Genomic DNA, 14,189 nt, shown 5'->3' with positions numbered 1-14,189 from the left:
GGAGCCCCTTCCTCGTTCAGGTCATCACTATTCGATCAGCATACGCGACAACGGACTGTTGCTTTCAATCACGACTTGCTCTCTCGTTTCCAACGCGGCGCATTGGCCGATCAGATCGGTAAGCTGCCGTTGCTGTTCGTCGCGTAAACTTTTCACTTGATCGATCGCGGCCAGGACTTCAGTGTCGATCAGCGCAAACGCCTGCGTCAGGCCTTTTTGCAAGCCGCGCTGCGCGCTCGCTTTCAGCGACGGTTTCAATTTTTTCGCGATGAACCAGGGCGTCAGCCAGCTGATCGCGACCATCAGGCTGCTGTGAATCAGGAAATCGACGCCCAGATAAGCCGAATGGGTTGCGTTGCTGTGCTGGAAACCGGTAAATACCTGAAAGCCGACCCACCCGAGCGCGGCCAAAGGCAGCAGGATTTCGGCACTGCGCGCGACGCTCAACAAGGTGCGCTGGATGGCGTTGCCGGGATTCGCGAGTGCCTGCCTGACCGCCAGTTCGCTCTGGGTTTCGATGATTTTCGCCGCCTTGTCGCGCAGCGGCGCCAGCTGCTGCTTCAGCGGCAGCGCGGGCATGCCCTGCTGCTCGGCCTGCAGCACGAATTCATCGAGCGCATCGTCGAAGCGGGTTTTGGCCCAGGCGTCCCATAAGATCGCATCGGCCTGGGCTGACGGGTATTTGCCGGCCGCAGGATGGGTCAACAGGCCGACCGCGTGTTCCGCATAATAATTGGCCAATTGCTGCACCGGCCAGGCAAAGCCTTCCTGCAACAACGCGGCCGTGTGCTGCCATTGCCTTTGCCACAGCGGTGACGCGTCCTTGAACACCGTCTCCTTGGCCAGGGCCTGCCGGTAATGGCCGAGCGTCTGCCGCAGTTCATAAAGACGCGCCTGTAAACCGCGCTGTTCGAGTTGTTGCACGGTATGGTCGTTCGCCAAGGCGGTCAGCGTCTCGGCCAGCTCGGCGAATTCGTCCGCCAACCGGTCTTCGCCGCAGATCGTTTTGAAGATGATCGGCTCAATGAAACCGGCCTTGCCGAGTTGGCGCTTGAAGTCCTCGAATTGTTCAAACTGGCCTCGATCCCACTGATTCAGCACGAACAGCCAGGCATGGCGCGCGCCTTCGGCGAGCAACAGCCGCCAGGCCTTCTCGTCGCGGTAGCGCTCGGGGCTGACCACATAGATCAGCACATCGATATGCGGCAGCCATTCCAGCACCAGATGGCGATTGTTTTGATCGATGCTGTCGAAATCGGGCATGTCGATCCAGACGATGTGTTTTTTCGCCGCGTCGTCGTGCTGCGCTATCTTGACGCTGGCGACCGGCAGATTTTCGGGCAGGTGCCGAAGCTCGACCGAGCGGTGATGGAACAAGGTCACTTCGCGCGAGGTCGGCCTTTCGATGCCGGTTTTGGCGACCGGCTTGCCGGCCAGCCGATTCAACAGCGAACTTTTGCCGACGCCGGTGCCGCCCATGAAGGCGACCAACAGCGGCCGGCCCTGCCCTTCCGCAAACAGCGCATTCGGGGTGCCGGACGGTAAAGGGGGTTCCTGTTCCAGTATCTCCTGATCTATCCATCCCGCGGCTGCGGCCTGTTGAGCCCAGAGCCGGGTGTTTTCGACCAGATCAGAGTAATCGTAAGCCATGGCGTTTTTCCTTCAGATGGTTTTCCGCTTCCTGTAATTGTTCCGGCGTAATATTGAAATGCGAGAGCCCCGACAATTGTGTCGGCAACAGCAACAATTTGTCGCGCAACGCCTCGATGAACAGCGCCTGTTTGACCTGGCTCAACTGGTTCCTTTTCAGATCGGCCTCGACGCTGTGCAGGTAACTGCCGATCGCGCTCTCGGCCAACAGCGAGGTGACCGTCAACAGCGACGGCGCGATCACCAGATCGTGCACGCCGATGCCGCCGGTATTCAGGGCCAGCGCGATCATCGCCGCATCGGTCGTCACGCGGGTCGCGCGCAGGCTGTTCAATAACAGAGGCTGCTCCTGCAATTTGCGGTACAGCCGGTGCGCGGCGCTTTCGACATCCTGTTGAAAAGTCAGGTGATAATGCCTGACCGCGCCGTCGAAATCAATCAGCAGCTCCTGGCGCCGGCCGCGTAGCAGCGCGCTCATATCCCGCCACCACAGGCGTTGTTGATTCCCCTCGGCTTTGTCGCGCAGTTTATCGGTCATTTGCAGCAAGGCATGTTCGGCGATCTGATTCAGCAGCGCGACTTCATGACTGGTTTCGGTCAACGCGGATTTCTTGCGGCCGAGCTTCATCAACTGCCTGACCGGCCAGGTCAAAGCCCGGCGCGTGCCGGCCATTATCCCGGCCAATCCCGGAATTTCGAGCAGAGTCAACAGCTCGGCCATCGCGACCTGAAAGGTTTCGTAATGATGCGGGTGATTCAAGAAATCGCGCTGGTAATTGTCCAGCGCCTGTTTGATCATGTGCTCGAGCAACTGCTGCCAGTCCTTCAGCGCCTGATGCTCCTGAGCGATCGGCTCCAGCCATTGCGGCCAGTAATATTGCAGCAGTTCCTGCTCGTAACGCGCATGCTTCTTATAGGAGACCTGACCGGCCAGGCGCTGCAGCAAGCCCTGCTGCGCCTGCGGCCACACCGGCAGGCCGGAGGCTTTCTGATAATACAGCGGCACGACCTCCGGAAACGGGTCTTTGCGGGCCAGTTGCCATTTTCCCTGCAGCGAATGCGCGATCAGAGCCTCGGAGCCTTCGCTGAGTTTGTTCAGGCAGATCACGGTCGGCTGGCGCAAGACCTCCAAGGCCGCCATCATCTCCCAGACCGACTGATCGGCGTATTTTTCCTTGCTGACCACCAGCACGACGACGTCGGCCAGCGCGATGGTCCGGATCACGCCTTCGCGATAGGTCGCCGAATCGATCGAATCGAAATCGGGCGTGTCCCACAGCACGCAGTCGGGCAACCAGGAAGACTGCGAATCCGCGTCCGCCAACGAAAAACAATCGTGCCGGTCCTTGCTCAACTGCATCGGCAGCAACTGTTGAAAACGTCCGAAATAGCGTTGCAGGCCGCCGCAATCCTCGCGCCTGACCCGATGGCAAAAACCTTGCGGATGCACCGTATAACCCGCCAGGGGGCTGACGCCGGCCGCGCCGGACTGAAGCAACACATTCACCAGCGTACTCTTGCCGGCCTGCGTCGGGCCTACCACCGCGATCTGCAAGGGCGGCAACGGGGCCGATTCGACCAGCGCACCCTTGCGCAAAAACGCTTCCGCCATCAGCAACTGGTCGATGCGTTGCTGATACACTCCTTTGATCGATTCGAGATGAGCCTGCTGTAAAATCGTCTGATAACGCTGCTTCAGTAATTGGATAAATTCCAGCATAGGACTTTGCTTGGGTTATAATGACCGATTATTTTACCGAGTTTTTCGAAGATCAGGCGTTATATTCACTACAAAAGTAAACAAAAACTACTTAACACCGATCCGTAACACACAGAGGCTGCCTAATGAAAAAAATTTCCGTATTCCTTATTTTTGTGCTGAGTTGTGCCCTTTTATCTGCCTGCGGCAGAAGCGAAAAAGTCAATGGCCACAACATCCGCACCGCCTATAAATCGGTCAAAGTCTTGAAGGAAAGGTTGCCGGCCGAAAAGCGCATCGAATTCGAAGTGTCATTCTGGACCATCCGCGACTCACAAAAGGCCGACGCCGGATTTTTGGAAGCGATTGACGGCAAAACCCCGCTCGAAATCATCGATATGGGCAGAGAAGTCTATCAGCAGCGCAAGAATGCCGGTTTCAAAGGCTATGAGCAATATTCGAGTTGGGAAGATATGATTTCCAAATTCGGCCAGGAAAGATCGCAGCAAGGCGCGGTCAAGAAAGAAGACGCGAAAGATAAGGCGAACGACGTGCTCTATAACTTGCAGCGTTAATCGAAAAATACAAATTTGCCGGGATGGGCTGCCTCGCGCCGGTCCATCCTCAGCCTATCCCCCGCCCCGAACCGAGCCGGGCTAAAAGCAATACCCCTTCGGCACCACCGTCACGCCGCTTTCCGAAACCGTAAAACGCGCCGAATCGACGGTCGGGTTGCCGCCGATTTTCTCGCCTGGCGGCACCCGCACCTCCTTGTCGATGATGCAGCGTTTCAACACCGCGCCGGCACCGACCTGAACGCCGTCGAACAAAATCGAATCTTCGACCAGCGCATTGTCATCGACGCGGACTTGCGGAGACAGGATCGAATGCCTGACCGTACCGCCGCAGATCACCGCGCCGCCGGAAATCATCGAGTTATCGAACCGGCCGGCCTGCCCGGAGGCGCCGGGCGTCATCCTGGCCGGCGGATATTGGCCGGGATAGGTCCGGATCGGCCAGTCCGGCTGATACAGATTGATCGGCGGCACCGGCAACAGCAGATCCATGTTCGCCAGGTAATAGGAATCGACCGTGCCGACATCGCGCCAATAACGGTCCGGCGTCACCCGCCCTTGTTCGCCGCCGAAACGGTAGGCGAAAACCCGTTGCTTGTCGATCAGGCGCGGAATGATGTCCTTGCCGAAATCATGGCTCGATTCGGCCAGTGCGTGATCGAATTTGAGTTCCCGGCACAGTAAATCCATATCGAACACATAGATGCCCATCGAAACGAGCGCCTGTTCCGGATTGTCCGGCAACGCCTGGGGATGCTCTGGCTTTTCGTGAAAGCCTGAAACGCGCTGCGTGGAGTCGACCGACATCACGCCAAAACTGCTTGCATCGGCAAGCGGCACCTGCATGCAGGCAATCGTCAGCTCCGCCCTTTGGTCGCGGTGAAAATGCAACAATGCGGCGTAATCCATCCGGTAAATGTGATCGCCGGACAGAATCAGTACATGGGTCGCATTGCTGCGTTCGAGCAGATACAGATTCTGCAGGATCGCATCGGCGGTGCCTGCATACCAGGAAGAACCGGTGCGCATCTGCGGGGGAACCGGGGTAATGTACTCGGAAACTTCCGGATTGAAAATCGACCAACCGTCGCGCAAATGTTTTTGCAGGGAATGCGACTTGTATTGCGTCAGCACCAGAATGCGCCGCAGCCCGGAATGCAGGCAATTGGATAGCGTGAAGTCGATGATCCGGTATTTGCCGCCAAAGGGAACCGCGGGCTTAGCCCTTTCGGCGGTCAAGGGATGCAGCCTGGAACCGGCGCCGCCGGCGAGTATGATGGACAGGATTTTGTCGAACATGGAGATCCTTACAGCCATACCTGTCCGCCGGAGTCGAACAGTTTGAGGATTAGAAAAGCGAGACTCGCTGTATTGGGCGACAGCGGCGAATGGATGGTTCTTCCCTCCTCCCCAATCTCAACGAAGTTTGGCGAGGAGAGTTGAAATAATGGATCATAAAAACAACACTTTCGATAATGAATATGTCACCGCCGCCGACCGCACTCTTGCTGCGGACGGCAGCGGGCCGCTGACATGCTTTTTTGGCGATTCGCCAGCTCACGCCGATGCACTTCGATCAGCATCAATAACAGACAGGAAAATACAAAAGCAGCCATGTTAGTCTCCTTAAAATACCTTAAAAAGAAAACGCCAAGAAAGTTGACTTGACACCCGTTATCTAGCATTTATCATGCCATTTCTTCATTTGCCGTGCTGATTCACAACAACAAATAGCCAAAACTTCAAATCTAATGATCAGCTGTCGGTCTCCTTAGCACCAAAACAGTGCTTTCTATGATAAAACTTGAATCATCGTAGTACTCCCTGACAAGTAGAGACTCAAAGCACCCCACCCCAAAATGGCCGGCTCTGAATTTTCTACCTTTTTAGTCATCTACCGCTTTAGAATAGTTCAGTTTTCAAGCTTTATCTTGACAAGTATTTCACATGCTGTTAAGGGAATTTCCACCGGATTTAATTTGCTAACTTGTTCGCAATTTGAATCAAATCCACCGTGCTCAGTCCTATTGCCGTAACGATGAAAAAGGACATGACATGACTCTTAAAACCCTATGCAATCGTGAAGTGTTGGTTGCCGCCAAAGACGACAGCATTCTCGAAGCCGCCAAACTGATGCGCGAATATCACGCAGGCGATGTGATCATCGTGGAAGAACGCAACGGCGTGCGCTACCCGGTCGGCATCGTGACGGACAGGGACATTGTGATCGAATTGATCGCGAAGGAGATTGCGATCGATTCGGTTACGGTGGGCGATCTGATGTGCCGCGGCCTGGTGCTCGCGCGCGAAGACGACAGCCTATTCGACGCGATCAAACTGATGCGTCAAAAAGGCATCCGGAGACTGCCGGTGGTCGATCAAAACGGCGCGCTGGCAGGCATCATCACCGCGGATGATCTGATCGAGTTGACCACCGAACAGTTGCGGGACATTGCCGGATTGATCGGCAGAGAGCAAGCGCTGGAAAAGCAAAACCGTTAACTGTCGCCCGCTAGGGCATCACCTCGATTTTAAAGCCTTCCAGGATGGCCTGGTGGGTAGCTGGCAGGCTTGAAGCCGCATAGAGCGCGTCATGATCGATCACCGGCGCGGACAACGGTCGGCCGGTGCCCTGCATCAACGTCTTGACCAGCAACTTGCCGTCCCTGACGCGAATGCCGTAAATCGTTCCCTGCATGCCGATATCGATGATCCAGACCGCCTCATCGCCGGCCTTGCCGAGCTTCGAAAGCACCGGCAGCGAGGGATGGGAGCGGAAAACCTGTTTCGCTTCCGCGCTGGCAGGATCGGGGAATTGCCAGAAACGCCTGAATTTCGGCGCGCCGTTTTCGAGCGCGATCTTCAACGCGACCAAACCGGCCGGATGGGTGTGGTCCGGCATAAAGGTCGGAATCATCACGACCGGTTCACCCTCCACATAACTCAGCGCCGGCTGCGTCACGATCATGCCCGCCCATGGCATCTTGCAGGGATCCTCCGCCGTGCCGCAGATTTCGGCGATTTGCAGACGGTCAAATTGCGTGCCTAGCTGCTCCGCATCCAGTAAGGATACGGAACCGTCCTTGCCCGCCTGCACCAGCACCGAGCGGCCGTCCCGCAAGGTCGCCATGACCGGGGCATTCGCGCCGAGATCATAATCCATCCAGGCCAGGCATTCTGCATAGCTTTTATTGTCGCATTCCCCGTTTGCGGGCTTCAAAGGCGCATTGTGTTCCGCCAGACGCGGGATGAACAAATTCTTGCAGGACGCCATGCAGGCCTTGTCCGGATTGACCGGATCGAAAGCCGCACAAAGCTCGGCAGCGCAGCCGGCATCGAATTCGAGTCCGGGTTTCAGCCGCATCAGCGCATTCGCATAATCGCGCCGGGATAAATCCACCTGACCATTGCCGGTCGGCACGAAGATTTGATAACTGTCGCCTACAGGATAGATTTGCGGTCCGGGCGGCGTCCAGATGCCGCCGCCGCAGATCATTTCCTGGGTGCCGTACTCCATCGTGACCGGGCATTCGGCTTCCGGCGTCGTCAGCAATGTCGATCTCATCGCCCGTTTTGGGCCGTGTTGCCTCCAGGCGTCCAGGTCGATTTCAAATAGCCAGCCGTGAAAGGGCTGGGTATCGCCGGCATTGCCGAAAGCCGCGTAAACGCTGCCGAGGCCGCCGTCTTTTTTGGCGGCATGTTTCAAAGCCGCGTGCGAATAAGCGGTCGGAGGATTGAATTTGACGAGCGACCGGCCGTCGGCCGCCGGTTTCTCGGCATCGATCTCCAACACCGGAAAGGCCGGGTCCAGCTTCTTGTTCGCCATGTCGATCACCGCGAGGCGATGGCTCACGCGCACGCCATGATCGAGGCATTGATAGACGATAATCAGCTTATCGCCGACAAGCACCGGCGTCGATACCAGTTCAACCTGCTGTCCTTCAGGCGCCGGCGCCTCCAACTTCCAGTCCAGCGCGCCGGTTTCAGCATCCAGCATCGCGATGATGCCGTCGGAAGACGGAACGACGATCAACGGCCTACCTTGGGATTGATCGAGTAACGGCGAAGCGATGATAGTCTGCTCGAAAGTGGCCTGCGGGAGACCGGGGGTTGGGAACAATGAGGTCAGGACGACCTGTTCGGGCTCGTGCTCAGTCGCAAATCCCGGTATTTGATAATTCGACAAGAACAGAGCCGCACTGATAACCAGGGCTGTCTGTACATAAACCGGTGCAAATCTCATGAAGGCATTGAGGCAATGATGACAAGTCGCCGTGCTAGTCGGCAACGACGGTTAGGGAATGTTCAAGGATGCTGTGCGAAGCGATGCGAGCTGATGCCAACCGTCGCGATTAGGTAATCCGAGAGTTACCCACTTCGCTCATTTTAAAAAACGAAAATGACAAAATGGCGTCAATCGTTTTACAAAACGATGAAAATACCGGTTTGGATTGAGTTGGCGGAATGACTGTCTCCCTGCCATGGCCTTGTCATCAAAGCGTCACCCGTTTGTCATCGAGCATTAACGCATCTGTCGCGGAAATGACATCTTGCTCCCGTAACTTATCGGCATCTTTTATCACTCAAGAGCAGCCGATGAAAAACCTCAATCCAGAGACCACCCAGCCAGCCGCCAAACGCTTCAGCAGCTTTATCGCTGATTCGGAAGCCATGATCAAAGCCGCGCAAGAACTCCGCTACCGGGTCTTCGCCAGGGAAATGGGCGCCAAACTGAAGTCTGCCTCCGAAGAGCTGGATTATGACGAAATCGATGCGTATTGCGATCATTTGATTGTCTATGACAATCAGAAGCGCAAAATCGCCGGCTATACGCGCCTGTTGAATCATGAACAGGCCAATGTGCTCGGCCGCTTTTATTCCGAGGCGGAATTCGACCTGAGCAAGATCATGGCCCTGCCCGGCCGTTTTCTCGAAATCGGCCGCACCTGCGTCGATCCCGATTACCGCGGCGGCGCGGTATTGACGACCCTGTGGTCGGCGCTCGCGCAATATGCGATCGAAGGCGGTTATCAATATCTGCTCGGCTGCGCCAGCATCACGCCAGGCCCGAGCGGTTATGCGCTCGATGCGATCTTTCGCCATATCGATCAGAAAAACCTCGCGCCGACGGCATTGAGAACCACGCCGACCATTCAGGTGCCCGAGCATTTGCGCTGCCAACGCGACGAGTCCGGCATTCCGCCGCTGTTGAAGGCTTATCTGCGTTTCGGCGCGCTGGTGTGCGGCGAACCGTTCTGGGACGAAGACTTCAACTGCATCGACCTCTTGATGCTGATGCCGCTCGAACAATTGGAACAACGTTACAGCAAGCATTACCTGAAAGACAATCAAGTTGCCAATGAAAGCGAAAATTCGGCAGTACTCTAGAGCGTTTCGCCTGGCCCTGTTGTTCTTGGCGGGATTTTTGATTGCCGGGGGACTTTTCCCGGCGATCGGCTTGATGCTGCCGCAGGTCAAGGCCAAACATCTCAGGGACCAAATCAAAATACGCTGGCTGCGCTCTTTTAGCCGCACCCTGAATCTGAAGGTGATCAAGCAAGGCCATGTCGCCCGGCGCCCGGCCTTCATCGTCAGCAACCACATTTCCTGGCTGGACATCATCGTCCTGGGCCAGTTTGCGCCGGGCTGTTTCGCCGCGAAGAGCGACATTGCAAGCTGGCCGCTGATCGGTTATTTGTCAAAACAGGCTGGCACCGTTTTTATCCGCCGGGGCGATAAGAAGCAGATCCTGCAAACCACCGAGTTGATGGCCTGGCAATTGCGCCAGAACGGCAATATCCTGGTGTTTCCGGAAGGAACCACCACTAACGGAAGCGAAGTACTCGATTTTCACGCCTCCCTGTTCCAGCCCGCCCTGTTGACCCAAGCCGTAATTCAACCGGCGGCGATTCGTTATTTGCATGCGGCGAAGGAATCCGCGCCCTTCATCGGCGATGACGAATTTCTCGCGCATTTGTTCAGGATGCTGGCGCTCGAAACGATCGAAGTCAGACTCGACTTTCTGCCGGTGATCGACGGTGAAGGCAAAACCCGCAACGCGGTCAGCGGCGAAGCCAAAAGCCTGATCGAGACCGCCGTCGCATCGACCGAACCCTTGCGGCGACCCTGGCGCGTGCAAATCTTGTGACCGTTTTAGCCGGAAAACCACCCCCAGCAAAATGACGCCACAGCCTGCTGTCATTGCAAAGCAAGTTTGAGTAAAATCGCTTTGACCGGCGCCGCACTCGCCATCCCAATCAAAGCGGTTGCGCTCAATTCACCACGGGAATAACCCTCATCATGGCAGATATTCACTTACCGGAGCTCGACCAACTCGAGCGCATCATCAAACAATTCGGCAGCCGCGCGCAATGCGAAATCGTCGCGCGCATTCCGTACAAGAAACACCCATTCCCGATTCATTGCATCACGCTCGGATCCAATCAGCCCGATGCGCCGACACTGGCGTTTTTCGGCGGCGTGCACGGGCTCGAAAAAATCGGTTCGGAAGTGATTCTATCGTTGATGCGGACGATCAGCCGTCTACTCGACTGGGATGAAGAATTTGCCGGCCGGCTGCAAAAATCGCGGCTGATCTTCATGCCGTTGGTCAATCCGGTCGGGGTCCATGTCGGCACACGCGCGAACGGCAACGGCGTCGATCTGATGCGCAATGCGCCCGTCGATAGCGAAGGCGCCACCAAGCTGTATTGCGGCCACCGGATCAGCCCCCGCCTGCCCTGGTACCGCGGCATTGAAGGCGAAATGGAACAGGAAGCGCAGGCGCTGTGCCGCGTCGTCGAAAAACATCTTTTCGGTTCGCGCTTATCGATTGCGGTGGATTTGCATTCCGGTTTCGGTATCCGCGACCGCCTCTGGTTTCCCTATGCCTCGCGCAAGACGCCGTTCAGCCATCTGGCCGAAATGTTCGCGCTAAAGGAAAATTTCGACCGCTGCTACCCCTACCATATTTACAAGATCGAGCCGACCTGCACCGAATATCTGATCAACGGCGATTTATGGGATTATCTGTTCGATCAATTTGCCGAACAGGCGCCTGATGACCGCCTGTTCCTGCCGTTGACGCTCGAAATGGGCTCCTGGCTCTGGCTGCGCAAAAGCCCTTTGCACCTGTTTTCACGCCACGGCCTGTTCCATCCGATCCTGCCGCATCGCCAGCAACGCATCTACCGGCGGCACTTTTTGCTGTTCGACTTCCTGCACCGCAGCCTACTCTATCCGTCGGCCTGGACACAGTTGACCGAGCCGCAAAAACAACTGAATACGCAAAAAGCGCTGGAGCTGTGGTATGCCTGAACAACCTGCGGATCATTTGATTTTACTGCGCGGACTGACCCGCGAATCCGCGCACTGGGGCGCTTTCATGCCGCAGCTGCAAGCCGCGTTTCCGGACGCGCAACTGACCCAGCTCGATCTGCCCGGCGCGGGGCCTTATTTTCGGGAGGCCTCGCCGAACACGGTCAAAGGCATCCTGGAGAGCGTCCGCGCGCAAGCGCTCGAACAAGGCGCACTCGGCAAATCCTCAACGCTGATCGCGATCTCTTTGGGCGGCATGGTCGGCTGGGAATGGCTGCTGAGGTATCCCGAAGACTTCGGCAGCGCGGTATTGATCAATACCAGTCTGGGCGGCCTCAGCCCCTTTTATCGGCGCCTGCGCTGGCAATGCTACGGCCGATTGTTTGCCGCGGCCGGGAATCGGGCTATCGAAGCGCGGGAACCCGCGCTGCTCGAATTGCTCAGCAACCGCGAGGAAAATTATCGGCAAACCGCCGCAGAGTGGATAGCGATTCAGAAAGCGCGCCCGGTCAGCGGCAAAAACGCCTACCGCCAGCTCTATGCGGCAGCCACCTATCGCCCCGGCAACCGTAGACCCAAGCCGCCGGTTCTCTTATTGAACAGCCTCGGCGATAAGCTGGTTTCGCCGGATTGCTCCACAGCGATAGCGCAAAAATGGCAGCTCGAACTCCATACCCACCCCTGGGGCGGGCATGACTTGACGCTCGATGCGAGCGAGTGGGTCGTGGCGGAGATCGGCGACTGGCTCAAGAGAATACAGACGGCAGGATAACGGCGTTTCGTAATCTTCAATCCAGCCCTGAATAACAACGCCGACAAAAAAATATGCACATGGCTTAACGGATTTATTATTTCAAAATCTGAAACAGATTGCTGTAGTCATCGGTCCACAATGGCATCGTCGTGCGGTATCCTGCCATCCTATCGGCATGATCCCTGATCGCGGGAATCTCCAGCAAGGCGGGATCGCGCGCCAAGAGCAGCCAATCGGTCGGGTAGCCGCCCTTCGCATCGCCCGGATAACTGACGCTGGCGATACTCAAACCATAGAATTTCGCCAGCTGCCAAACGACGGGACGCAGATCGAGATGCAGGTTCGAAATATGCACCGCAATCATGCCAGTCCGGGCGAGATGCTTCAGATACAAATCGAAGGCTTCCCGAGTCAGCAAATGCACGGGTATCGCATCGCTGCTGAAAGTATCCAGGACAAGCACTTCAAAATTTTGTGGCTGGCCGCTCGCCAGTTCACGCTCCAATGACATGCGCGCATCGCCGAAAACCGTCGTGATTTTCGCCTTGCAATGTTTCAAGTAAGTAAAATAATCTCCCTTGCCTTCAGCCAGCGCTATCACGCTCGGATTGATCTCATACAGGCGGTATTCGTCGCCGGCTTGCGCATAGGCGGCAAGCGTCCCTACGCCGAGTCCGAACAGCCCGACCTTCATGCCATTGCCATGCCGCGGATGGTTCAACAAGGCCAGCCCTCCGCCGCCTTCGCGCGCATAATAAGTGGTCGGCAAATCGCGCAGGGCAGGATTGATGAATTGCATGCCATGCACCGTGGTGCCGTGCGACATCTGATAGGCCGGCTCTTTCGAGCTCAAGGGCACAACTTCCCCCACCCGTATCACGCCAAAGAAATTTCTCTCCGCAAACAGGGCTCCGGAAAATCTGCCGAAAAGGCTCATCGCAGTCGTGAACAGCAAAAATACGGTCAACATGAAACGCGCCCATTCGGCATGATTTTCGGTCCGCGACGGCTGCAATACCCTGAGCCCTACCGCCAATGCCAACGCCAAGGCGACCACAAACTCCCAATAGCCATTGAACAGCAAGGGAGCGATCAGACTGGCGAAGATGCCGCCCAGGGCGCCGCCAATCGAGATCATCAAATAAAACGCGGTCAGATGCCTTGCCTCGGGGCGCAGCCGGTACAACTCGCCGTGGCACAGCATACAGGCCGAAAACAGATAGACGCAATACGTGAAGATTTGCACGAAGACATGCAGAGACTTCATCTGAAACAACACATAGATCAGCAAGCCGACCGACAACGCAAACAGCAGCAGATAGCGTCTGCGGCCATACCCCGCATCGCCCGAAAAGGTCAGGATAAAGGAAAGCAGATACAGCGTCAGCGGCAAAATCCACAGAAACGGAATCACCGCCACTTCCTGCGAGATTTGATTCGTGGTCGACAGCAGCAACAAAGACGCGGTAGCGCTGAGCGCAATCCATAACGCTTTTGTGGCTGTTGCCGGCGGCGAACTATCCGATTCTCCCTCTGACGCCGATTGAACCGGCGGCTTGCTTCCTGCATTCCGAATCGCGATAAAAATGACCAGCAGGCTAAAGACGATGAATCCGATAGACCAGGTCCAGCCCTGGTTTTTGAGCGATTGGTAGGGTTCGACCAAGGTCGGGTAGGTCAGCAAGCCCAACAGCGAACCGGTATTGGAGAGCGCGTACAGACGCGCATAGGATCGTTCTGGAAAGAGGCGGCTGAACCAGGCCTGCATCAAGGGGCCGTTGGCCGCCAGAATGAAATAAGGCAGCGCGACCGTAATCAGCAGCAGGATAAAAATTTCGGAAATCGGCGAAGAGGCTTCCAATGGCTTCATGCTGGCCGGCGGCGTGACCGGTGAAGCCCAGAGCATGCCCAGTCCGAGCGACAATGCCACCGCCGCAACCGCTAACAGGCTATGCGTGAGACTTTGGTGCGGAATCCTGACTCTGCCGACTAACCAGTAGGCATAGGCATAGCCGCCGGTGAGCAATACCTGAAAGAACAACATGACCGTTGTCCAGACCGCCGGGGAGCCGCCAAACCAGGGCAAAATGACCTTGGCGATGATCGGCTGGATCTGAAAAAGCAGAAAAGCCGAAAGAAAAATACTGGCGGCAAAGATGAACCTGAGAATATTATCTTTCATGGGAGGGCAGTC

The 14,189-nt window shown here is 56.5% G+C and carries 12 protein-coding genes; 7 read left to right on the top strand and 5 right to left on the bottom strand.

Annotated features, from left to right (window positions below; all coding sequences use genetic code 11):
- Positions 1-27: 27 nt before the first annotated feature.
- Positions 28-1,650: a GTPase gene (locus METLA_RS0103915; protein WP_024297312.1), complete on the bottom strand. Its 1,623-nt coding sequence runs from the start codon at positions 1,648-1,650 to the stop codon at positions 28-30.
- Positions 1,631-3,370: a GTPase gene (locus METLA_RS0103910; protein ID WP_024297311.1), complete on the bottom strand. Its 1,740-nt coding sequence runs from the start codon at positions 3,368-3,370 to the stop codon at positions 1,631-1,633. The genes METLA_RS0103915 and METLA_RS0103910 overlap by 20 nt, the downstream gene beginning before the upstream one ends.
- A 125-nt stretch (positions 3,371-3,495) precedes the next feature.
- Between METLA_RS0103910 and METLA_RS0103905 the strand changes: the two genes are divergently transcribed.
- The gene (locus METLA_RS0103905; RefSeq protein WP_024297310.1) at positions 3,496-3,924 is read left to right on the top strand and encodes a hypothetical protein; all 429 of its coding nucleotides are present in this window, start codon (positions 3,496-3,498) and stop codon (positions 3,922-3,924) included.
- Between the two features lie 81 nt (positions 3,925-4,005).
- Here METLA_RS0103905 and glgC read toward each other — a convergent pair whose 3' ends face one another.
- Positions 4,006-5,223 carry a glucose-1-phosphate adenylyltransferase gene (glgC, locus tag METLA_RS0103900; protein ID WP_024297309.1) on the bottom strand — a complete coding sequence of 406 codons (1,218 nt, stop codon included), beginning with the start codon at positions 5,221-5,223 and terminating at the stop codon, positions 4,006-4,008.
- A 148-nt stretch (positions 5,224-5,371) separates the two neighbouring features.
- On the opposite strand from glgC, the gene METLA_RS22890 reads away from it, so the two are divergent.
- Both METLA_RS22890 and METLA_RS0103890 read left to right on the top strand, forming a co-directional pair.
- Positions 5,372-5,545 carry a hypothetical protein gene (locus tag METLA_RS22890; protein ID WP_161635380.1) on the top strand — a complete coding sequence of 58 codons (174 nt, stop codon included), beginning with the start codon at positions 5,372-5,374 and terminating at the stop codon, positions 5,543-5,545.
- A 434-nt stretch (positions 5,546-5,979) separates the two neighbouring features.
- A complete protein-coding gene (locus METLA_RS0103890) occupies positions 5,980-6,426 on the top strand; it encodes a CBS domain-containing protein (protein WP_024297308.1) in 447 nt (148 codons plus the stop codon).
- 10 nt (positions 6,427-6,436) lie between these two features.
- Here METLA_RS0103890 and METLA_RS0103885 read toward each other — a convergent pair whose 3' ends face one another.
- Positions 6,437-8,167: a PQQ-binding-like beta-propeller repeat protein gene (locus METLA_RS0103885; protein WP_024297307.1), complete on the bottom strand. Its 1,731-nt coding sequence runs from the start codon at positions 8,165-8,167 to the stop codon at positions 6,437-6,439.
- 353 nt (positions 8,168-8,520) lie between these two features.
- Here METLA_RS0103885 and METLA_RS0103880 point away from each other — a divergent pair, with 353 nt between their 5' ends.
- The 4 genes from METLA_RS0103880 to METLA_RS0103865 all read left to right on the top strand — a co-directional run bounded on the left by METLA_RS0103880 (position 8,521) and on the right by METLA_RS0103865 (position 12,013).
- Positions 8,521-9,312 (top strand): GNAT family N-acetyltransferase, encoded by a 792-nt coding sequence (locus METLA_RS0103880; protein ID WP_024297306.1) that lies wholly within the window; start codon positions 8,521-8,523, stop codon positions 9,310-9,312.
- Positions 9,284-10,072, top strand: a complete 789-nt coding sequence (locus METLA_RS0103875; RefSeq protein ID WP_024297305.1) for a lysophospholipid acyltransferase family protein — start codon at positions 9,284-9,286, stop codon at positions 10,070-10,072. The genes METLA_RS0103880 and METLA_RS0103875 overlap by 29 nt, the downstream gene beginning before the upstream one ends.
- Positions 10,073-10,224: 152 nt before the next feature.
- Entirely contained in the window at positions 10,225-11,241 is a 1,017-nt protein-coding gene (locus tag METLA_RS0103870; protein WP_024297304.1) for a M14 family zinc carboxypeptidase, read from the top strand.
- Positions 11,234-12,013 (top strand): alpha/beta fold hydrolase, encoded by a 780-nt coding sequence (locus METLA_RS0103865; protein ID WP_024297303.1) that lies wholly within the window; start codon positions 11,234-11,236, stop codon positions 12,011-12,013. Before METLA_RS0103870 ends, METLA_RS0103865 begins: the two co-directional genes overlap by 8 nt.
- 76 nt (positions 12,014-12,089) lie before the next feature.
- Here the strand turns inward: METLA_RS0103865 and METLA_RS0103860 are convergent, their stop codons facing one another.
- Positions 12,090-14,177 (bottom strand): class I SAM-dependent methyltransferase, encoded by a 2,088-nt coding sequence (locus METLA_RS0103860; RefSeq protein ID WP_029646394.1) that lies wholly within the window; start codon positions 14,175-14,177, stop codon positions 12,090-12,092.
- Positions 14,178-14,189: the final 12 nt, after the last annotated feature.

The organism is Methylomicrobium lacus LW14, assembly GCF_000527095.1.
In the GTDB taxonomy this organism is placed as follows: domain Bacteria; phylum Pseudomonadota; class Gammaproteobacteria; order Methylococcales; family Methylomonadaceae; genus Methylomicrobium; species Methylomicrobium lacus.
This window is presented reverse-complemented; position numbering and strand designations above follow the sequence as displayed.

Bases quoted from the DNA above. Each gene is read 5' to 3' on its own strand.
- METLA_RS0103915 (WP_024297312.1), bottom strand. From the start codon at position 1,650: ATGGCTTACGATTACTCTGATCTGGTCGAAAACACCCGGCTCTGGGCT.
- METLA_RS0103910 (WP_024297311.1), bottom strand. From the start codon at position 3,370: ATGCTGGAATTTATCCAATTACTGAAGCAGCGTTATCAGACGATTTTA.
- METLA_RS0103905 (WP_024297310.1), top strand. From the start codon at position 3,496: ATGAAAAAAATTTCCGTATTCCTTATTTTTGTGCTGAGTTGTGCCCTT.
- glgC (WP_024297309.1), bottom strand. From the start codon at position 5,223: ATGTTCGACAAAATCCTGTCCATCATACTCGCCGGCGGCGCCGGTTCC.
- METLA_RS22890 (WP_161635380.1), top strand. From the start codon at position 5,372: ATGGATCATAAAAACAACACTTTCGATAATGAATATGTCACCGCCGCC.
- METLA_RS0103890 (WP_024297308.1), top strand. From the start codon at position 5,980: ATGACTCTTAAAACCCTATGCAATCGTGAAGTGTTGGTTGCCGCCAAA.
- METLA_RS0103885 (WP_024297307.1), bottom strand. From the start codon at position 8,167: ATGAGATTTGCACCGGTTTATGTACAGACAGCCCTGGTTATCAGTGCG.
- METLA_RS0103880 (WP_024297306.1), top strand. From the start codon at position 8,521: ATGAAAAACCTCAATCCAGAGACCACCCAGCCAGCCGCCAAACGCTTC.
- METLA_RS0103875 (WP_024297305.1), top strand. From the start codon at position 9,284: ATGAAAGCGAAAATTCGGCAGTACTCTAGAGCGTTTCGCCTGGCCCTG.
- METLA_RS0103870 (WP_024297304.1), top strand. From the start codon at position 10,225: ATGGCAGATATTCACTTACCGGAGCTCGACCAACTCGAGCGCATCATC.
- METLA_RS0103865 (WP_024297303.1), top strand. From the start codon at position 11,234: ATGCCTGAACAACCTGCGGATCATTTGATTTTACTGCGCGGACTGACC.
- METLA_RS0103860 (WP_029646394.1), bottom strand. From the start codon at position 14,177: ATGAAAGATAATATTCTCAGGTTCATCTTTGCCGCCAGTATTTTTCTT.